Source organism: Curtobacterium sp. NPDC088465, from assembly GCF_044753165.1.
Taxonomy (GTDB): domain Bacteria; phylum Actinomycetota; class Actinomycetes; order Actinomycetales; family Microbacteriaceae; genus Curtobacterium.
The window spans coordinates 16,924-37,262 of the sequence record NZ_JBIVMR010000004.1 but is presented as its reverse complement, the minus strand read 5'-3'; the positions used below and the strand labels follow the sequence as shown (position 1 = coordinate 37,262).

Sequence of the window (20,339 nt, the reverse complement as noted above, 5' to 3'; positions counted from 1 at the left end):
CGGGAGGTGCGTGGCGGCGGTGTGCCGTGCCTCCCGGTCGCGGACCCGCCGGACGGGAGGCACGTGGCGGCGGTGCGATGCGCCTCCCGTCCGGTGGTGGTCGCGCCGGTCAGGCGCCGGCAGCGGCCGTCTGGACGAGCCGGACCGCACCGCCCGATGCGGCGTAGCCGCGGCCGACGGTCAGCGCGACGGGGGCCCGTCTCGGCAGCGTGACACCGAGCAGTTCGCCGTCGTAGTCGACGTCGGGCTGCAGCAGCACGCCGCAGCGGGACTTCCGGACCGATCGCGTCCAGTGGCTGTAGAGCGATCGGAGGTCGGCGGACCGGCCGGCCGCGACCACGCACAGGCCCGGCCGTTCGGAGGACAGCAGCGAGGCGATCGACTGGTCGGCGTCGTCGAAGCGTTCGGCGTCGTCGACGAGCAGCAGGACCGGGCCCCGCTCCAGGCGGAGGCCGGCCAGCAGGGCGGGGACCTCGTCCGCACCGACCGCGAGGCGGTCGAACACACCGTCGGCGAGCGGGGACCGGCGGTCGCAGACCGCCCACACGGCGGGGCGGACGCCCTCGGCGGACCGTGCCAGGTCGGCGAGGGCGAGGAGCACCGTCGACTTGCCGGAGCGCGCCGGGCCGGCGACGAGCACGTGCTCGCCGTCGTAGACCTCGAGCGCCGCGGTGCCGAGGTCGTCCTCGGCGATCCCGACGGGCAGGCGCCACGGCTCGGTGTCGAAGCGTGCCGGAGCACCGAGGTCCTGCACCCGGACCGCATCGGGCAGGCGGCCGACGGCGCTCGTCTTCGGCGCGGCGTCCGGCCACGCGGCGGCGATCTCGCCGACCGCCGCGGCGAGGGGCACCGACGGCGTCGCGACGTGGCTCTGCAGCTTCGTCGTCGAGTCGACGTAGCGCCCGGGCACCGGCGGCGGGACGTCCTTCGGGCGGACCCCGATGGACGCGTAGTCGTACGGGTCGGCCAGGCGGAACATCCACTTCTGGGTCGTGACCTCGTCCATCGCCGACGGCACGGCCTTCGCGCGGGTCGTGGAGACGGCGAACGAGATGCCGAGCGCCGGCCCCTCCGCGTACACGCGGTACAGGGCGTCGAGCAGCTGCTGGCCCTCGAAGTCCTGGTACTCGTCCCGGAGCGCCGCGAGGCCGTCGATCAGCACGACGGCGCGACGCCCGCCGGGGCTCGCGCGCCGACGCTCGAGGTCCGCGCGCAGGTGCCGGAGGAAGCGGGCCTGCAGCTCACCCGCCCCCGCGCCGGAGCCGACGTAGGCCGTGGTGTGCGGCAGCTGCGCGAGCGGTGCCAGGTCCCCCGGTCCCATGTCCAGGACGAGGAGGTCGAGGTCGTCGGGGCTCGTCGTCCGCGCGAGACGCAGGGCCAGGGCGGACAGGGCGGTGCTCGTGCCGCTGCCCGGGATGCCCATCAGGACGAGGTTGCCCTCGTCGAGGTCCCAGCCGCCGGCGACCTGGCGCTGGTGGTCGGGGTCGTCGGCGAGCGCGACGGGCACGAAGCGGCGGGCACCGTCGGACGGTTCCGGGACGTCTGCCAGGTCGACCCGGGCTCCCAGCGCCTCGGGCCAGATGGGGCGGGGTGCCGCGTACCCGGCGGCGTCGTTCGCGGCGCGGATCGCCTCGATGAGGACGTCGAGGTCGGTGTCGTCCGACGCACTCGGCCCGGGTGCGGGCGCCGGTGCCGGGACGCCGAACACGTCGGTCGGGCGGACGGAGACCGGCTGCTCGACCCGTTCGTCGCGCGCGCGGCCGGTGACCAGGGCGGTCTGCACCGGGGTGATGTCGTCCTGCCCGAGCTTCACGTAGGCGCGGCCGGTCTGCTGGCGGCCGATGCCCGCCGCGGCGGGCACGCCGATGACGTTCGTCGAGTCCTCGCGGCTCTGCACGCGGAGCGCCACCCGGAGGTTCGTGTTCGCGAGGATGTCCTCGCTCACGACGCCGGCCGGCCGCTGGGTGGCCAGCACCATGTGCACGCCGAGCGTCCGGCCGACCGCAGCGATCGCGACGAGCGAGGTCAGGACGTCCGGGAACTCCTTCGCGAGCATGGCGAACTCGTCGACGACGAAGAGCAGGCGCGGCATCGGCTCGGTCGGCCGTGTCGCCAGGTAGGCGTCGAGGTTGTCGATGTCGGCGCCGGCCGTCGCGAAGACCCGCTGACGACGCTCGAGCTCGGCCTCGAGCGCGCGGATGGCTCGGTCTGCCAGCTGCTCGTCGAGGTTGCTGATCGTGCCGATGGTGTGCGGCAGCCGCTCGCAGGCGGCGAAGGCGGCGCCGCCCTTGAAGTCGACGAGGAGGAAGTTGAGCCGGGTGGGGTCGTTCCGGGCCGCGAGGCCGGCGACGAACGAGCGGAGGAACTCGCTCTTGCCGGAACCCGTGGTCCCACCGACCAGGCCGTGGGGGCCGTCGCGCACCAGGTCGATCTCGAGGACGCCGGACTCCGAGGAACCGACCGGGGTCGAGGTACCGGTGCTGGTCTGCCAGAGGGTCCGGATGCCCTCGGCGGTGGTCGTGTCGACGGCGGCGGTCCCGTGGCCCGCGCCAGGGGCCGCGGCGCGAGCGGTGCCGCCAGGGGCCGCGGCACTCCGCGCGAGGAGTTCGGGCAGGCGGACGAGCGACGGCAGCGATGCACCGGGCACCGTGAGTTCGGGGTCGTCGAAGTGGGCGACGGCGCGGGCGGCGCGCTCCGCCGTGTCCGGGGTGAGGCCGGCGAGCACGACGTCCTCGACCCGCGTGCGGTCCTCGGGGCGGTAGACCGTCGCGGCCGCGTCCGCACCGACCGTGACGATGGACGTGCAGGCAGCGGGCAGCTGCTGCTCGTTCGTCGCGATGACGATGCCGCTCACCCGCTGGCGCCGCTCCCCCGGGCGCAGCGACACACCGGGGACCGCGCGGCCCTGGCCGAGCAGGCTGCGTGCCGGGGCGTCGCGGCCCTCGGTGAGGACGTCGGAGTCCACGACGACGAGCAGGTTCGGCGTGGGCAGCTCGTCGAGCGACTCCTGCAGCCCACGCAGGACGGCGGCGCTCTGGTCGCGCTGCGCCGACATCCACCGGGCGCCGGTGCTGCTGCCCGCGACGCGCGTGTGCGGCAGCCAGGAGGCCCAGGACCAGTCGTCCTCGCGGCCCGCGTCGCAGAACACCCCGACCGTCAGGTCCGCGGGTCCGCAGTGCACGGTCGCCTGCGCCAGCAGGCTGCGGGCCAGGGCGAGCGCACCGTCGCGGTCACCGACGATGCCGACGACGCCGGCGTCCGACAGGTCGGCGACGACCGGCGCCGCCGTGAGCCGGCTGTCCGCGATCGCGGCCTTCGCCTCGTCCTCGAGCTTCGACGACGCCGCCCGCTGGTCGACCTCGGGACGCCACGGCGCGTCACCGGTGCCGGCGTGCAGGCTGAGGAAGTCGTCGTCGTCCGACCGACGCTGCCACAGGTCGGTGGTGGGGACGAGCGCTCGACGCACGACGGTCGCCGGGTCGGGCACGAGGTCCTGCCGGCGGGCCGCCTCGACGGCCGCGGCCGCGGCGATCTCGCCGCGGAAGGTCTCGACCGCCTCGGTGAAGCGCGTCTCCTCCTCCTTCAGGTTCTTCGCCCGGCGGTGCTTCTGCTCGAACCACATGCCGATCGCGGTCACGGGGCTGAGCAGCGCGAACAGTGCGAAGCGGGCGTCCCCGAGCAGGAGCACCATCGCCCCGGCGAGCACGAGCGGAGCCGCCACCGTGATCCAGCTGAACTTCGACGCCGGGGCGACGTCCCTGCGCGTCGGCGGGGACACCGGCTCGGTGTCGGTGAGCCGTCCCGGCCGGGGCGGTCGGTTGAACGGCGCCGTGGCGGCCGGCGTGAGGTTGGGCAACGTGCCCGCTGCCGGCACGGTCGTCTCCGGCAGCTCCGGACGGAGCAGCAGGACCGCGCCGCCCACGATGACGCTCGTGGTCCCGGTCAGCAGGACGCCCTCGTCGTCGATGCGCTCCCCCGCGATGACCGTGCCGTTCGTCGACCCGGAGTCGCGCACCCGGACACCGTCGTCCTCGCGCTCCACGGTGCAGTGCTCCCAGGACGCGCTCTCGGTGGGGAGCACGACGTCCGCCTGCGGAGCGCGTCCGACGACGAGCCGACGGCTGCGCGGCACCGGGACGACGACGCCCGCCCCGAGGCCGCCCGCCAGGGTCACGCTCCACCCGTCGACGGCGCGCGGTGGCTCCTCGGTGGTGCGGGCGACCCGGGACCCTTCGAGGAGCACCAGGTCGCGCAACGGGGTGTCGGAGCTCGTCCGGTGACCGTCGACCGCCAGGGGTGTGCCGGGGTCGAGCGGGGTGCCGAGCGACGCCGCGACGAGGTCTCCCAGCGTGGAGGACTCCGCCCACCCGTCGGCCTCGATCGTCTCGCGGCGGTCGTCGAGCTCGATCAGCAGGCGCATGGGCGGTCCTCCCTGGGCGTGGTGCGGCGGTGCGGGTGGTGCAGGTGGGACGGGGTCAGTCGGTCGAGTCGGAGAACCAGACGAGCGCGGGCGTGGCCCCGTCGTCCTCGGTCGCAGCGGCGGGGCGGAGCCCGAGGTCCTGCGCGGAGGCGGCGAGCACGCCGGCGGGATCGCCGAGGGCCTGTCGCGAGCCGAAGTCGAGTGCCGGGCCTGCGAGGCCGTCTCCGGCCCCGAGGTCGAGCCGGGCCAACGCGTCCGACACCGCGGCGGCGTCCGTGCTCCGGGCCGTCCCGACGGCCGTCACGAGCGCCACGACGGCGTCGTGGCTGCGGGCGTCGGCCACGGTCGCCACCGAGGCGAACGACCGGTCGCCCGTGAGGTTCTTCGCGTCCGCGTCGTCGGCGAGGACCCGCACGCCGCCGAGGAACGCCGACATGGCGCGGCCCTCGGCGTCCGAGGACAGGGCACGGGCGTCGTCGGTCTCGACCCCGACGGTGCGGAAGGCGCCGCTGAGGCTGCCGCCCGCCTGGGCGAGCGCAGCCGCGAAGGCGGGGCTGGTGGCCTCGGGGGTCAGGACGACCGGAGCGGTGACGTTGGCCTCCTGGAGGGCGGCGACGAGCGCTCCCTGTCGTCCGGCCGGACCGCTGACGACCACGGCGTCGGAGTCGGGTGCCGCCTGCTCGTCCCCGCCCTGCTCGGCTCCGGCCTGCTCGGCTGCAGCCTGGTCGTCGGCCGTCGTGGCGTCGGTGGAGCCCGCCGCCGCGCCGGTGCGCTGCGCGACGGTGGTGGCGAGAGCGCCGAGGTCGGGTGCGCTCGTCGCGTCGACGACGTGGGCGAACCGCACTCCGGACGGCGCTCCGCCGCCCAGGTCGACGAGCAGCGGCGACGCGGCGTCGCCGAGCGCGTCCTGCAGCGCCGTCGCGACGGACTCCGTCGACGGCGCGGTCGACCAGGCGTCGTCCGCGCCGGCCGCGTACGGTGCGACGACCGGGATGCCGGCGTCGGCCGCTGCAGCGAAGGCACCACGGACGTGGTCGCCGGACGTCGCCACCACGATGCCCGAGACACCGTCGGCAGCGAGCGCTTCGACGGCCTTCCGTGCGCCGTCGGTCGATCCGCCGTCGTTCTTCGTCACGAGTTGCACGTCCGTGCCGCCGAGCTCCAGGCGGCGCTGCGCCACCAGGGCACCCTGCGCGGCGTCGTCCCACTGCGCACCCTCGCCGTCACCGAGCGTGACCACGACGCCGATCTTCGTGCCGTCGGGGACGTGGGAGACACTGATCGGCACCGGGGCCGTCGCGGAGACCGCCTCGGCCGGGGTCGATGCCGAGACACGCACCGCGAGCAGCGCGGTGACGACGGCGGCGACCACGAGAACGGCCACCGCGACGATGATCGCGGTGCGGCGGCGCTTCCGGGTCCGGGCGGCGTCGGGCGCTGCGGTCTCCGCGGGCTCCGCTGCGGCCGCCTCGGTCGAGTGGTCCTGCACGTGGCTCATCGCTCGGCTCCGATCCGGAAGGCGTAGAGCGTCGTCGACGTCGCGCTGGACGGAACGTCGAGACGGAAGGCGGGGAGCTTCGCCGCCCGGTCGAGCGAGGCGCGGAACTGCTGCTGCTGCAGGAGGATGCCCGCGACGTCCTCGGCACGGACGTTGGCGTAGCCGGAGGCGTTCTGCGAGGCGAGGGCGAGCTGGTAGTCGGCGGAGTCGGACTTCGCCGCGCTCGTGGCCATCGCGCCGAGGATGCCGGAGCCGTTGACCTCGCGGTCGCCGAGGTCGAGCATCACGCGGTTGAGGTCGCCGGTGAGCAGCGTGCTGGCGCCCTCGACGTCGCGGACCGAGGCGCTGGTGCTCGCGTCGATGCGCTGGAGGCTCGCCGCGGTCTGCTCGTCCACGGACGAGGCGAGGCTGCTGCTCTGCTCCTGCAGCGAGCCCTTCTGCTCGTCGATCGTGCCCTTCGACTGCTTCGTCACGTCGTCAGCCGTGGACCGGAGCCCGGCGATGGACTTGTCGAACGCGTCGCGGACTTCTGACGCGTTCGACGACGCCGACTTCGACACATCCGTCACACGCTCGTCGAGCAGCGCCCGGACACTCGACTCGACGCGCTTCTGTTGGTCGTCCGCCGTCTTGCGGAGCTCGTCCTTGACCTTGTCCTGCTGTTCCTTGAGCGCGCCGAGGTCGGCGCCGACCTCGTCCGACTGTGCGACTGCGGCTTCAATGTTGGTCTTCAACTGGTCAAGCTGAGCCGCGGCGCCGGCGTCGTCGGATCCAGCCCGTCGAACGGCCTCCACAGCCGAGCGCACTGCGGCGATGCGGTTCCGCAGTTCGACGAAGGCTCGACCGAATGCACTGTCGGGGTTGGATACGTCGGTGGACTGCTCGATCTCGCCCCATGCTGCCGCCTGCTCGGCGAGACGCTGGTCCATGGGCGCGGAGAAGGGGGCCGGTGGCTTCTGCGGCCCCGGGCCGTCCTCAGACTCGTCACAGGGGGTTGCCGTCAAGTACGCCCGAAGATCGTCCGCCTGCTCCTCGGTGAGACCAGAAGTCGGGCCGCCGATGATCGGGAGGTCGAGGTCGAGGTCGGGGTCGGGGCCGTCCTCGTCCTCTCGCTTCGTGACCAGCGCACAGATGGCATCAGCGAGTGCCGCGTTCTGCGCCTGCATCGACCTCGGGGGGAACGAGTCCTCCGTAACTCCGATGACGTCCCGAGCTGCGGCAGCCTTCACGTGCACCGCATCGACGTCGTCGCCGAGGACACCGATGCTCTGCTCGACGGCGCCGATGCTCTCGTCGAGTTCGTCAAGAGAACCGTTCAGCGACCCCGATGCGGAACCAGCCTGGGAAGCGAGGCCCGCGAGCGCTTTCTGCAGCGCTGCGACCTTGGCGACGGCAGCATCTGCCTTGTCTGTCTGGAGCGAATCTGCGAGCGCCTTTCCGGTGTCCGCGAGTCGGACGGCGGTGGCGGTGATGTCCTTCGAGGACAGGAAGAGTACGCACGTGAACGAAGTCGACTCTGCAGGGCACGTCGCGTCCGTCGGTTCAGCCGGACCGATCGATGCTGCCAGGTCGCTCGTCGCCTGCTGCTTGCACGCCTCGCTCGCGTCGGCGTAGCCCTCGAGCTGCGCGGACACGCGCAGCAGGTTCCCGTAGACGCTCGAGCCCGCTGCACCGGTCCGCGGGACCGCGTTGCATCCCTCACCGTCGAGCACCGGCGTCGGCGCCGTCGCCGACGTGTCCCCGAGCAGGGCATCGAGGCTGCCCGTCGTCTGCTGCAGCTGCTGCAGCACCGTCGACTGCGTCGCCTGCACGGTGGAACCGAGGTCCCCGTTCAGCGAACCGAGCTCACCCGACAGCGACTGCATCGTGCTCGCGAGCGACGCGCTGCTCTCCTGCAGCCGCTCCGCCGTCCGCACACCGAGGGTCTCGGACGTCGACTCGAGGTTCGTGCGGACCTCGGTGATGGTCCCGCCGGCACGGGCGAGGACCTCGTTGACCTGCGCGATGAGGTCGATCGTCCGACGCTGCAGGGCAAGCTCGGAGTCCGTCTCGGACCCGAACGCCCCGTTCATCACGCCGCTGGTCGACAGGTCGGTCGTCAGCCCGGGCTGCGCCGCGACGTCGATGGCGGGCGTCGAGAAGTCACGGACGTCGGCGACGAGGTGCAGCGTGCTGCTCGCTCCCGACGTCGGCGGCGCCAGCAGCCGGCCCCACTGCACGACGGCGTCACCGGAGGCGTTGGTGCTCACGACGCCGTCGGTGGACGCGCCGCCGTCGACGGACTCGGTCACGATGCGGTCCGGTGCGACCCCGTCGAGGACGGTCGACGCGGCGACGCTGAACGGAGCGCCGACCAGCGCCGGCGTGGAACGGGAGGCCCCTGCGACGTCGTACGACAGGTTCTGCGACCGGACCGTGAGGTTCTCGACGGTGACGTCGATCTCGACGCGACCCGAGTACCCGTCGAGGTCGGCGAGGTCGGTCCCGGAGCGCTTGTCGGTCGTGTACTGCGTGGTGATCCGCAGCGGCAGGTCTCCCGCCGCGTCCTGCACGTCGTGGTCGACGGTCTTCGAGGACGAGCGCGTGCCGGCGACCGAGATCGTCGTGTCCGAGATCGCGTTCACGGCGCCGTTCGTCGTGAGCGTCGTGTCCACCGTCTGCAGCACGCGTGACGGATCCGTCACCTGGTCCTGGTCGGCGGTGCACCCGGCGAGCACCAGCGCGAGTGCGCCCGTGACGGCCACCACTCCCGCGATGCGGCTCCCCTGCCGAGTTCCGGTACCCCCGGCGCGCGTCAACATCACGATCGTCCCCCTCAAGAATCGACTGCGCTGTCGATCCTAACCGCTGAAATACCGTGAGGTTCCGTCCTCCACAGGTGGGGACCACCCCCGTTCGAGCCACAGCCCGGCGACATACGAACTTGCAGCTCCTCCTGGAATTGATACTCTGCACATTGCCCTGGGGGGATCGCCGAACGCCGGATGGTGGTCGGGGATGCATGATCGAGTGGTCGACCGTCGTGAACGTGGCGGTCGGCCACTCGGTTCAGGGGCCGCAGCACGAGGGGGACGACACATGTGGATCACGATCACGTCCGTGGGGATCGCGATGGTGGCGGCGTTCGTCATCACGAGATCCGTGACGGCGGTGACCAAGCACAGCGACCGACGCCGGCGCGAGCGTGGGGAGCCGCTGCCGAACGAGGGCGGTGCGCTCGTCACCGTGCGCCTGCGGACCTTCCAGTGGGTGCTCATCCGCGTGGTCGCCATCATCTTCCTCGTGGTCGGAGCCCTGCTGGCGCTCGGCGCCGCCACGACGATCTCGACCGGTGTCGAACCCAGCCTCGTCGTCATGGCGATCGTCCTCCTGCTGGCCGGCATCGGAGGCATCGTGCTCTCCCGCTCGATGCGCCGGACCCGGGTGCTCGCCATGGAGGACCACCTGCTGGTCCGCCAGGGCCTCCACCAGGAGCGCCGCGTCGACCTCGGCGAGATCGCTGCGATGCTGCCGATCGCGAACCAGTACGGCGGTCTGCAGGCACGTGACGCGACCGGGAAGCGCCTCTTCTCCGTCATGGGCCTGGCCCGCGGGTACGCGGAGCTCGAGGCGTACCTGCAGGAGCGCGTCGTCCGTCCCCGTGCAGTGGCCCCCGCAGCGCTCGGACCGGACGGCGTCTCGATCCCGTCCTGGCGGGGTGCCGCGTGCAGCGCCGACTGGACCACCGTCCCACTCGGCCCCGGCGGTCGCCCACGCCCGGTCATCCGACTGTTCGTCGGCGGCGACGTCGTCGTGCTGCACCCCGCCGAGGTCCGGGCCCTCATCGACGGCCGGACGGCGGTCGCCGAGTCCGACTCGCAGCCCCTCGCGTTCCTCGCCAGCCCTGCGCTCGTCGCCCCGACCTCGCTCGGGGGTCGGCAGCTGGCCGGTCTGCCGCCGGAGAGCCTCGCACTCCTGTACGACGCGCAGGACGCACCGGCAGTCGTCCTCCGTGACAGCGATGCCATCACGTTCCGCGCGTGGGTGAGCGGGCTCCCGCGCTGACCGTCGGACGCTGATCACCGCAGCCCGGCCTGGAGGCGCGGTGCAGCCCGTCCTCGCGACCCGCCCCGCGGGGTCAGTCGCCTTGCTCCGTCGCCTGCTGCTCCGGTGACGGTCGCGCGGTCACTCGGTCGGGGTGCGTGGCGGGAACGATCCAGCGCGGTGGGCTGACGCGACACCGGCGGCCAGACGGCGAGCGCGCCGTCGAGCGGCGAGCACCTGTCGCCTGGCTCTCGCCCACCGCCGCGTGTGCCTGGTGCGGATCTTCCGGATGATGCCCTCGACCGTCTGCACCGCGAGGAGCGGTGCCCCCACGGCCAGCAGCGGCAGTGCGGTGAACGCGTAGCTGCGACCGTCGTCGACGTTCCGGGCGAACATCCCGTGCAGCTCCTCGGACCGGACGCCGGCGGTCGTCGGATCGTCCGGGTCGACCATGATCGGCAGGCGCTGTCCGACCCGGTAGAAGTCTGGATCGCTCGACACCGTGTACTCGTCGAGCGTCGTCTCGTACTCCACGCCCTCGTACCGTTGCCGCGTCACGGGCGTGTACTCGGTGTGCCCACGTCCCTTGTAGCCCGTGTAGTGCACACGCTCGACGTGCACGACCTCGCCGGTGACGATCACACCGGTCCGCCGGAGAGCGTCGTCGTACCGCAGCGCCTCGTCACCCTCGCCGTGCAGGATCGCCCCCAGCGCGGCGGCGCAGAACGACCCGTGCACAGCATGAACGGGCCGAGCTCACGCAGCCACTCCCCACCCGCTGTGCGCAGCCCGCGGCCCACCGTCTCCTTGCGCCGCCTCGCCCCGACGTCCGGGAACAGCACCCGAGCGAGGAGCGCACCGGCGAGCACCGCGGGCAGCCACCCGTACTGCAGCGGCCCCCAGCCCGACACGTGGTCCACGAGGACACCGAGCACGACGAAGCTCCCGAGGAACAGCACCGTCGGTACGAGGCAACCCGCTGCGCCGACGCGCACGAGCGCCGCACCGTAGCCGAGTCCGAGGACGGTGACGACGGCGAACGCCCAGCCCGGGACGCCGAAGTGCCCGAGCTCGATGAGCCCGCTGCTGGTCACTGCCACCGCCGCGAGGAGCGCATGGAAGACCCGGCGTGCAGGAGCCACCCCTCCTCAGCCTCCGCCGGGGGTCAGCAGTCGGCGCTGGTGACCGAGAAGTCGATCGTGCGGTCCGTGCCGTCGAAGACGTACGAGTAGCGCATCACGATCGCCTTCGACAGCAGGTCGCGCGACTCCTTCTTCTGGCAGACGTTCGACACGACCGACGACTTGAGGTCCGCCGCGGTCAGGCTCGCCGGATCGACCGAGGAGTCGATCGTGTAGGCGTACTCGAGCTGCGCGCCGTCGGCCGTCACGCCGTCCCAGCGGGTCACCTCGTCGAGCTCGAGCGGGAAGGTGTAGTTCTCGTTGACCTGCTTCGCCGCCTCGGTCGCGAGGGCCGACGGCGAGGGCTCGGCGGTGGCGTTGAAGAACGCACGGACGCCCAGCGACGCACCCACCGCGGCGATGACGGCGACGACCGGGATGAGGATCCGGAGTGCGACGTTCTTCCCCTTCTTCTCCGGGGTCGGCGGCTGCCAGGGGGGAACGCTCGCGCTCGCGCCGGCGTAGGGCTGCTGCTGGTACCCGGGCGCCTGCTGGCCCGGCTGCTGGGAGCCGGGCGCCTGCTGCCCGTTCGGCTGGCCGAAGCCGGGCGCCTGCTGGTCCGGCTGCTGGAAGCCGGGCGCCTGCTGGTGGTTCGGCTGCTGGAAGCCGGGCGCCTGCTGGTCCGGCTGCCCGTTGTTCGGCTGCCAGTCGCCGGGCTGCCCGTTGTTCGGCGTCGTCATGGTGGTCCTTCGCGGTCAGCACTCGCGCGCCGGACCTCCCCGAAGTTCCGTGCCCCTGCCGCCCGCGACCGGTCTCACACGCCCCCTCGAGCGCCGGCGCCCCCTGTGCGCGGTACTCGATGTCAAGCGCCAGCAGGACCGGCGCCTGCATCCAACGTATCAGGCCGGGGTGGCTCCGACCCTGCTCCCGTTCCGGCACGGTCAACTACGTCAGCACCATGGCGATCCTCAGCGTCGAGGCTTCGACGCCTCGCGACGCACCTGTCTGCCTGTCAACCTCGATCCTCTTCGGGCAGTGGTGCCGAATCCGATACGATCACCGGGGTCCGGAAGAAGTGCAGCACCGAACGCCACCGGTAGGAAGCAGCGCCCACCGCGAACCGGTGACCAGTGCCTCGCTTGAAGCTCGCAGCCAGACGCTCCTTGTTGGCCTCGTCGACGCCCCGGCGCAGAACGAGTGGTCCACAGTCATCCGTGGCGATCTTGACCTGATCGTACGTGGCCCCGATTCCACGTCCTGACGTCGATCCACCCGTAGCGGGAGACGCCGATTCGACGACGCAGGTCACCCAGATGGGGTGCTCCCGGTCGTAGTGCCTGAACACCTCCCCTGCTACCAGGAGCCCAGCGACTCCGAGGACGATCACCCCGAGCATCCCGAAGACGAATCGGTTCCCTCGCTTCGCCCCCGACGCGCGCCTCACTTGCGCCTTCCTGACCCGTTCTCTTCTCATCCTCGCTCCCATCCCCGAACCTCTGGCACCGCCCCGAGCACGGACAACGGTGCACGCAGACTCAGCGAGGCCTCACCCAAGATGATCCGGTACCTCTTGCCCCTCTCGAAGGTCGATGCGACAGCGGCACTGTTCTCACTCGTGATGCCGTCCCGGATCACGAGATGCCCACAGTTGGACGTGTGGAGGTCCACCTGCTCGGTGTACGAACCCACACCACGGCCGGAGTGCGTAGAAACTGCGGAAGCTTTCGCGTTCGAGATCACGCAGTCAAAGGTGACCGGGTGATCTTCGTCGTATGCCGCGATCCATTGCCGCCCGAAGAAGAAGAAGGCCGCCACCGCGAGTAGGACCAGGATTGCCGCCGCGAAGACGAATCGCCCCCTGACGACCGACAGCATGCTCGGTGGAAAGTGGTCACGGTTCAGCCTGCTGTGCGACACGCACCCCTCACTCTCATGCACGTGAGCATTCGAAATCTCCCGCTAACTCGATCGCTGAACTTCGACAGCCTGGTGCAAGCTTCGGAGCAGATTGCGGAGACGGTAGGAAGCAGCGCCGAACTTCAGCTCGTAATGGCCGCCAGCCCTGAACTCCGCCGCAATCTCCGAAGCATTATCTGCCGACACTCCCTTGCGGATGAACAGGACACCGCAGTCTGAAGAGTCAAGACGCACCTGATTGAACGACACACCGATACCACGCACAGATCTTGACGACCCGTCACCCGCGGTCGCTGCGATGATGCGGCATTTCGCAACGAGCGGGTGAGCAACGTCATATGCCTTCAGCGTCAATGGCGCAACAAAAATTGCAGTGAATATCAACACCATCCCGAGCAACCACGAAAAGAAAATAATTCTCTTCGAACGCATTGAGCGCTCTCTCCGCATCAACTTGAACTCCTTGAATCGATCGCTGTCGCGCGCACGGCCGTCCAGATTCAGTGTTCGCGCTTCGTATGGCCGATCTGGCCGTTGATACCGTCTTGAACCGGGCTGCCATCGCGGTCGCCTTGAGATTCCAACATCCCGAAAGCAACACCGTCGGCGCAGCCGATCAGTCGGCAGGTGGTCTCGCCAACGAACGAGGTCGAGCGGGCAACGTTTGAAGCAACGACGTGAGTGTGACAGGGGCGGGGCCTACGGCGTCAAGGGCATCTTCGATTTTCCGACTGAGCCGCGCTTCTCACGTCCAGTCAACCCACGCAGGCATCTCAGCGCTGAAACCGGCCGGAAATGCGGCTCCGGTCCCGGTCGCGGCAAGATATTCCTCTGCATCGCTGCTCCACTCAGTCTTTACTCCTTCGTCCGCGGCATCTGCTCCCGATCCGTGAATCTCACTCGACACTGCCGATTGGCGCGCCGAGTGCCTGCGAACTGCCCAAGGTCCGGTCGAGAAACACCAACTGAAGGCGCTCAACGGCCCCCGACAGGCTCGTAGCCGTACACCACGCGAGCGATGCTGACGGCTTCAAGGAAACTCCGCAACTTCCAGGATCCTCCGCCGATATCGAATTCGTAACGGCCTCCGCGATCAAGCTCGTTTGCTATCTCGGCGCGGTTGGCAGTAGTCACGCCGGCCTCGAGAACGAACTCTCCGCAGTTCGTCTTGATGAAGACCTGGTTCGTGGAACTGCCGATCCCCTTTGACGAGCGCGTAGAGCCGACAGCTGACTCTGCACTCGTGACGGTGCAATCGATCGAGATGAGGTGCGACTTGTCATAAGCAACAAGAGCCAACGGCCCTCCGATCAGGAGGGCGAGAGGCCCAAGCACGATAAGCGCAAGCACGGCGAACACCTTGATCCGCTTCTGGACCACTCTCCGGCGAGCATCGTTCATCCTTGCACCTCACTCAAGCGCTCGGGACTCGTCCAGCAAGATCAATCAATGCAGCCTCTCCTTTGAGCGGTCGGAGAAGCCGCGGGAAATTGCCCGTCAGTCAACCGGCGAGAAACTGAATGCCGTCGGATCGCGATGGAGAGCCTCAAGCACGCCCCGCAACTTCCAGCTGCCCTCTCCAACTTGAATTTCGAAGACAGAGCTCTTTTCGAGTTGCTTGACGAGATCAGCCGAGTTCGCGCGCGTCACACCCTCACGCAAGATCAGGTTCCCACAATCCGAGGTTCTGATCGTCACCTGCGGAATCGAACCGCCGATGCCGCGATTCGATGGGCTTGCTGCGCGCCCATCAGCTCCATCCACGTGGCAACGAATTTCCGTGCGATGCGAGCGATCGAAGTTGGTCAACAACGCCGGACCAATAAAGAGTGAGAAGACTGCGACCACGACGAATACGCCGAATGATACCAGGCGAACGGCATTCCCGTTCGGCCTCGGCCTCCGACCTCGCTCCTGCGATGAATCACCAAGTGTCTCGCGCACTCCCACCTCTCAGTTGGTTCCTTGCCCTTGGTGCTGCAAGAATCTTGGCCCTTGCGCACCCGTCACGACTCCGTTGAGTGCGTCCGGAATCAAGGAAGTACCGCGATCCCCGTCGGGACGAAGGTACTCATTCCCTACCGCTGACGCGCCGCCGATGAGTCGGTCTGTCGTGAAGTCAATTCCTTCGTTGACCCAGCTTCGGGCGACAGTAGTCGAAGCACGCCGACCTCCTTCAATAACGCCTCCCCGCAGGTGGAACGCGTCACCAAGTTTGTTCGACACGATGCTACCTCCACCGCCAGTCACCATCCCACTGCCGGTCGTCCGAAGGAAATCGCCAGCGTTCCGCTTGCCGTCAAGGGTGGGGTCGGACAAGTAATCCGTCCCGTTCGAGAACCCTCCCTGCATGCTTCCAGATACGGCACGTCTCCCGGTGGACCCAAGCATCTTCGACACGGGCTTGGCGAACATCGGTGATGTTCGCGTCGCACTGTACTTTGCGAGTTTCGAGAGGCTCCCCGCGGTTCCCCCGCCGAGCAGCCCGGTGAGACCACCGATCACGGACTGACGACCGACCTCCTTCCAATCCACGTTGCCGCTGTCCGGTCCTTGCTGAACGATTGAGAATCCTGCCCCGAGCGCGGCACCCGAGACTCCAGCCATCGCAAGGGTGACCAGGAAACCACCGGGCACGAGCATTGCCGCTACTCCGACGCCGATGAGCAGGCCTGCCGCAATTGCCTCCTTGTGATCGCCGATCCACTGCCCGGCCTTCGACAGGAAGCTCTGGTTCGCATCCCGGTACGCCGCCAGGTCCTCATCCGTCGCCGGTCGCAGCCCCAGGGGGTCGATCGCGTGCATCGGGTCGTTCCCGGCGTACGAGTACGGATTACCCGCCCACGCCGCACCGAGCACGGGCTCCAACGGGTCCGTCGACAGGAAGCCCCGCGCCGCCGGGTCGTACACGCGCGCCCCGAGCCACTCCAGCCCCGCGATCGACAGCCCGCCGTCAGCGGTGAGCGAGACGCCGGTGGGTAGCGCCGCTCCCTCGACCGATGCGAGCACCGCCCACGGATCCGAAGGGTCCGTGGAACGAGCGCTCCGCCAGCCTGCGATCGACCAGGCATCACCCACGGCGACCGCGCCGCCCGGCAGGTCGAGCACGCTCTCCCCGCCGATCGACACCATGGCGGGCAGCGGCACGGCGGAGTCCCACCACACCTCGGCGCCGCCGACGTCGGCGAGCTCTCCGAGCACGTCGGTCCACACCTCGGCTCGACCGGTCTCGCCGTACGAACGGTCCCGCGACACGACGGCGGTCAGCGACCCGAGGTCGGACCAGGCGTACTCATCGGTCGACCCGTCGGGGTGGGTGCGACGGATCCGTCGACCGAGCCCGTCGTACAGGTACTCCGTCCGCTCCTCGCCTCGGACGCAGGCCGTGAGCTGCCCGGCGGCGTCGTACTCGAACGTCGTCGCGGCACCGTCGACGACCTCGCGCAGCAGCCGCCCACCGTCGCCGTACTCCCACGCGGAGTCGCCCGCGCGGACGAGCTGCCCGGCCTCGTCGTACGCGTACTCGACACGACCGTCCGGACCGTCGATCGCCGTGATCCGGCCCTGGTCGTCGCGCTCGACGCGCGTGACCATCGCGCCATCGGGCGTCGTCGTCGTGTGGGCGACCAGCGCACCCCGCTCGTACGACCACGACTGGACGATGTCGCCGGTCGACGCCTGGACGATCCGCCCGGCTGCGTCGTAGGCGAAGGTCGCCGCGGCGAGCCCTTGTCGTTCGACGGCGACGGCGCGGCCCACTGGATCACGGCGCCACTCGACCCGTGCGCCCGTCGGGTCGATCCGCGCCGTCCGGTTACCGTCGGCGTCGTACTCCCACCGCACGGATCGCCCGCCGCGGCTCCGTCGGACGAGGAGCCCGCGGCGGTCGTACTCGAGCTCGTGGTCGACCGTCCGACCCGCTCCACGAGTGTGGTCGGTGACGACGACAGTGCGGTCGACGGCGTCGCGTCTGGTCTCGCTCACCAGCTGACCGTCGACCAGGACCTTCGTCGAGCGGCCGGCGGCGTCGAAGGTCCAGCTGGTGGTCCGCCCCTCTGGGTCGATCTGCTCCACCTGGCGACCGGCGGCGTCGTACCGAGCCGTCGTCTTGCGACCGAGCGGGTCGACGACCGCGACCACGCGGTCCGCTCCGTCGTACCGGCGCCGCGTGACACCGCCGGCGGGGTCCGTGACCTCGATCAGCCGGCCCCGCTCGTCGTAGGCGAAGCGGGTGGTGCCCCCGAGCCCGTCGACGGCCTCGACCAGCTGCCCTGCAGCGTCGTAGCGGAATCGTCGCTGCCCGAAGCGTGCGTCGTGGCTGGAGACGAGCCTCCCGGCCCGGTCGTAGCGGTACCGGCTCGTACCGGACCCCGCCGTCGTCTGCGCGACCACGCGGCCGACAGCGTCGTAGGTGGTCTCCTCGACCTCGCCGGTGGGCAACGTGCGGGCGACGACGCGGGAGTCCGCGTCGTACGTGAGCGTCGTCCGCGCTCCTGTGGCGTCCACCGCTGCGGACGGGCGCCCGCAGGCGTCGTACTCGTAGGTCGAGCGGGCGCCGGACGGACTGACGATCGCCGTCACCCGCCCGCCCAGGTCGCGCTCGATGCGCGTCAGGCCGCCTTCGCCGTCGACGAGTTCGACGGGCCGACCAGCTGCGTCGTACGTCACCAGCTCGGAACCGGTCTCGTCACTCGTCTGCTCGACGGGTCGCCCGAACTCATCGAAGCGGACAGTGGTCGCGGAGAACGCATCACGCAGGGTCGCGACGCCGGTTGCGACGTCCCGTGCGACCTCCTGCCGGACGCCGGTCGGGTCGACGGTCGCGGCGAGGCCGCCGTTGACGTCGTACTCGCGCCGCCACGTCGCGCCCGTCGGGTCGGTGACGGCCTGGAGGCGCGACAACCCGTCGTGCGCGAACGTCCAGACCGCGTCACCCGGCAGGGCGAGCGCGGCGACGTTCCCCTGGTCGTCGAACGTCCGCGTGACCCGCCGACCCAGGGGGTCGACGGTGGTCGCCAGCTCGCCGCTCGCCGCGTACTCGGAGGTGGTGCGGGCACCGAGTGGATCGGTGATCGATGCGACGCGCCCACCGGCCGTGTGCTCGTACCGCCAGACCGCTCCGTCGGCGTCGCGGCGCTCGACGAGGAGCCCCGCGGCGTCCCAGCGGTACTCGGTCCGGGCGCCGGACGGGCTGACCGCGGCGACCGGACGACCGGCCGCGTCACGCTCGATCCGGGCGGTGTCCCCGACCGCGTTCGTGGTCGCCACCAGCTCGCCGAACTCGTCGTGCGCGAGGTCGAGGACGACCCCGGTCGGGTCGACCACGTGGGTGAGGACCCCGTCCGTCCACGTGAGCTCGGTGCGGCCGCCGACCGGATCGACGATGACGGACGGGTCGCGGTCGTCGCCGCGGTACTCGTAGGACACGACCGCACCGGCCTCGGTGACGACGGTGGTCACCCGGTCCTGGTCGTCGTAGCCGTAGGTGACGTCACCGCCGGAGGGGGTCACCGTCCGGGTCTTCCGACCGCGGTCGTCGTAGGCGTGCACGGTGACGGAGCCGTCGCGTTCGGTCGCCGACACCAGGTTGCCGTGTCGGTCGTAGCTCATCGACTGTCGCCGGTCGTCGGAGTCGATGACCCCGACGAGCCGGCCCTTGGCATCGGCGATGTAGGAGTTCGCGCGCGAGCCGTCGTGGTCGGACACGACCGTGACGCGGCCGGGCAGGTAGGCGAAGCGCACCGCTCGGCCGTGCGGACTGACCTGTTCGACCACACGGCGCTGGTCGTCGTAGGTGTTGTCGACCTCGACGACCCCTGCAGCCGATGTCACGGTGACGACGAGGTCGTCGTCGTTCCACCCGTAGCGGCGGGTACCGACGGGGTCGGTCACGCTGACGAGTCGCCCGCGGTCGTCGTACCCGTACTCGACCCGCCGACCGTCGGAGGCCCGGAGGACCGCGACGCGTCCGTCGACGTGCTCGATCTCGACCCAGCGGCCGCGTTCGTGGTCGAGGCGGACGACGAGGTCGTCGGCGTCGCGGACGACCCGGACCGCCGTCCCGACTCCGCCGCGCTGCCCGGTCCAGAGACCGGACGGGGTGAAGTCGATCCGGACCCCGGCGTTGTCGCGCACGACGAGCAGGTCGCCCTCGGCGGCGAGCCAGCGGTTCTCGCCGACCCCGCGGTCCCAGCCCTCGCCGGAACGCGGGAAGCGGATCTGACGGCCGTCGGCGCCGACGAACGTCGCCCCCTCGTCGTCGAGGAGCAGGCGCGTCTCGAGGACCGAGGACCAGCCCGGGCCGAAGATCCCGACGTGCTCGTCGAGCGAGTTGTACATGCGGGTGACCTCGAGCGAGGCCGAGGCGCCGGTGAACCCGAGGTCGAGCTCCGGTTCGAGGAAGTTGCCGGTCGTGGTGTTGACCGGGTCCATCGAGAAGCCCGTCGTGGGCTGGGCGCCGTACGCCGACGGCGGTTCGAACTGCAGGTCCTGCCGGGTCTCGGAGACCCCGGCGGCTGCGAGGGCCGCGGCGAGCGCGGAATTCGCGACCGTCGAGACGTTGCCCTCGCCCCCGGCCGCGGTGAAGGCATCCGCGACGGTGTCGGCCCAGGTGGCGTCCTGGCCGTTCGCCTGCAGCCACTTGTCGAACGCGTTCACCAGTCCGCCCGCGTCGATGTGACCCCACGAGCAACGCGCGGCGAACTCGGCGAGCTTGCCCCGCAGCTGCGCCGGCTTCCCTTCGAGCGCCTGGTCGAGGGAACGCGTGCCGGTTGCGAACGCACGGAGATCAGCCGGGCGCGCTGACGAGGTACCACCGCCGCCACCACCGCCCGAGCCGGGGGTCGGTGTGTCGCGCGCGGTGCTCGGGCCGCCTGCGGGACGGAACGTCGGAGCTGCCTCGTGGTGGACCTCCGGCGGCTGGGGCGCACCGTGCAACCTGTCGCCGAGCCACTCGATGAAGTTCCGGTCCTCGTGCTCCTCGTACCAGTCGCGGGCCTTCTTGCGGCGTGCGTTCTCGCGCTCGGCCGCCTCCTTCATCTGCTGCACCCATGTCGCGACGGTCCGCAGGTTGTCGGCGATGGTCCTGCCGTCGTTGTGCGCCTTGTCCGAGTTGCTCGCGAACAGGTCGGAGAAGTGCCCGCGGAACTCCTGCGCCGCGGTGGTCACGTAGGACGTGCGGCTCCCGCTCTGTCCGTCGATGGACTCAGCAGAACCGTTCAGCGCGTGGATCAGCGCATCAGCCGTCGCGTTGTCGAACTCGACGGGCTCGTTGCCGTGCAGGTCGGCCATGGTGCATCCCCCGGTTGTGTTGCAGCTCGTTCTGGTCGTTCTCGTGGTGCGGTCGGCCCCCCCGACCGCG

Annotated in this window: 12 protein-coding genes; 1 reads left to right on the top strand and 11 read right to left on the bottom strand. The window is 70.6% G+C overall.

The window, feature by feature from the left end; translation table 11 throughout:
- Nucleotides 1-109: 109 nt before the first annotated feature.
- From ACIP6W_RS14540 to ACIP6W_RS14530, 3 genes are read right to left on the bottom strand one after another with little or no spacing between them, the layout of a single operon-like run.
- The gene (locus ACIP6W_RS14540; RefSeq protein ID WP_400430168.1) at nucleotides 110-4,420 is read right to left on the bottom strand and encodes an FtsK/SpoIIIE domain-containing protein; all 4,311 of its coding nucleotides are present in this window, start codon (nucleotides 4,418-4,420) and stop codon (nucleotides 110-112) included.
- Nucleotides 4,421-4,475: 55 nt separating this feature from the next.
- Nucleotides 4,476-5,918 (bottom strand): hypothetical protein, encoded by a 1,443-nt coding sequence (locus ACIP6W_RS14535; protein ID WP_400430166.1) that lies wholly within the window; start codon nucleotides 5,916-5,918, stop codon nucleotides 4,476-4,478.
- Nucleotides 5,915-8,662 carry a hypothetical protein gene (locus ACIP6W_RS14530; RefSeq protein WP_311206364.1) on the bottom strand — a complete coding sequence of 916 codons (2,748 nt, stop codon included), beginning with the start codon at nucleotides 8,660-8,662 and terminating at the stop codon, nucleotides 5,915-5,917. The genes ACIP6W_RS14535 and ACIP6W_RS14530 overlap by 4 nt, the downstream gene beginning before the upstream one ends.
- Nucleotides 8,663-8,996: 334 nt before the next feature.
- Here ACIP6W_RS14530 and ACIP6W_RS14525 point away from each other — a divergent pair, with 334 nt between their 5' ends.
- Nucleotides 8,997-9,962: a hypothetical protein gene (locus tag ACIP6W_RS14525; RefSeq protein WP_311206365.1), complete on the top strand. Its 966-nt coding sequence runs from the start codon at nucleotides 8,997-8,999 to the stop codon at nucleotides 9,960-9,962.
- Between the two features lie 120 nt (nucleotides 9,963-10,082).
- Here ACIP6W_RS14525 and ACIP6W_RS14520 read toward each other — a convergent pair whose 3' ends face one another.
- From ACIP6W_RS14520 to ACIP6W_RS14485, 8 genes are all read right to left on the bottom strand, one after another.
- Complete coding sequence (locus ACIP6W_RS14520) at nucleotides 10,083-10,679, bottom strand: DUF3592 domain-containing protein (protein WP_311206366.1); 597 nt, start codon at nucleotides 10,677-10,679, stop codon at nucleotides 10,083-10,085.
- On the bottom strand, nucleotides 10,580-11,083 hold the full coding sequence (locus tag ACIP6W_RS14515) for a hypothetical protein (protein WP_311206367.1): 504 nt from the start codon (nucleotides 11,081-11,083) through the stop codon (nucleotides 10,580-10,582). The genes ACIP6W_RS14520 and ACIP6W_RS14515 overlap by 100 nt, the downstream gene beginning before the upstream one ends.
- 23 nt (nucleotides 11,084-11,106) lie before the next feature.
- Nucleotides 11,107-11,802 carry a hypothetical protein gene (locus ACIP6W_RS14510; RefSeq protein WP_400430163.1) on the bottom strand — a complete coding sequence of 232 codons (696 nt, stop codon included), beginning with the start codon at nucleotides 11,800-11,802 and terminating at the stop codon, nucleotides 11,107-11,109.
- Between the two features lie 730 nt (nucleotides 11,803-12,532).
- Nucleotides 12,533-12,937 (bottom strand): hypothetical protein, encoded by a 405-nt coding sequence (locus ACIP6W_RS14505; protein ID WP_400430161.1) that lies wholly within the window; start codon nucleotides 12,935-12,937, stop codon nucleotides 12,533-12,535.
- An 84-nt stretch (nucleotides 12,938-13,021) separates the two neighbouring features.
- A complete protein-coding gene (locus ACIP6W_RS14500) occupies nucleotides 13,022-13,411 on the bottom strand; it encodes a hypothetical protein (RefSeq protein ID WP_400430159.1) in 390 nt (129 codons plus the stop codon).
- Between the two features lie 543 nt (nucleotides 13,412-13,954).
- Complete coding sequence (locus ACIP6W_RS14495) at nucleotides 13,955-14,380, bottom strand: hypothetical protein (protein WP_400430158.1); 426 nt, start codon at nucleotides 14,378-14,380, stop codon at nucleotides 13,955-13,957.
- Nucleotides 14,381-14,476: 96 nt separating this feature from the next.
- Nucleotides 14,477-14,827 (bottom strand): hypothetical protein, encoded by a 351-nt coding sequence (locus ACIP6W_RS14490; RefSeq protein WP_400430156.1) that lies wholly within the window; start codon nucleotides 14,825-14,827, stop codon nucleotides 14,477-14,479.
- A gap of 105 nt (nucleotides 14,828-14,932) precedes the next feature.
- Nucleotides 14,933-20,269, bottom strand: coding sequence for a DUF6531 domain-containing protein (locus ACIP6W_RS14485; RefSeq protein ID WP_400430154.1), 5,337 nt, complete (start codon nucleotides 20,267-20,269; stop codon nucleotides 14,933-14,935).
- Nucleotides 20,270-20,339 lie beyond the last annotated feature (70 nt).

What these genes read in the sequence shown, in the direction of transcription:
- ACIP6W_RS14540 (WP_400430168.1), bottom strand. Translation starts at nt 4,420, where the DNA reads ATGCGCCTGCTGATCGAGCTCGACGACCGCCGCGAGACGATCGAGGCC.
- ACIP6W_RS14535 (WP_400430166.1), bottom strand. Translation starts at nt 5,918, where the DNA reads ATGAGCCACGTGCAGGACCACTCGACCGAGGCGGCCGCAGCGGAGCCC.
- ACIP6W_RS14525 (WP_311206365.1), top strand. Translation starts at nt 8,997, where the DNA reads ATGTGGATCACGATCACGTCCGTGGGGATCGCGATGGTGGCGGCGTTC.
- ACIP6W_RS14510 (WP_400430163.1), bottom strand. Translation starts at nt 11,802, where the DNA reads ATGACGACGCCGAACAACGGGCAGCCCGGCGACTGGCAGCCGAACAAC.
- ACIP6W_RS14505 (WP_400430161.1), bottom strand. Translation starts at nt 12,937, where the DNA reads ATGCTGTCGGTCGTCAGGGGGCGATTCGTCTTCGCGGCGGCAATCCTG.
- ACIP6W_RS14500 (WP_400430159.1), bottom strand. Translation starts at nt 13,411, where the DNA reads ATGCGTTCGAAGAGAATTATTTTCTTTTCGTGGTTGCTCGGGATGGTG.
- ACIP6W_RS14495 (WP_400430158.1), bottom strand. Translation starts at nt 14,380, where the DNA reads ATGAACGATGCTCGCCGGAGAGTGGTCCAGAAGCGGATCAAGGTGTTC.
- ACIP6W_RS14485 (WP_400430154.1), bottom strand. Translation starts at nt 20,269, where the DNA reads ATGGCCGACCTGCACGGCAACGAGCCCGTCGAGTTCGACAACGCGACG.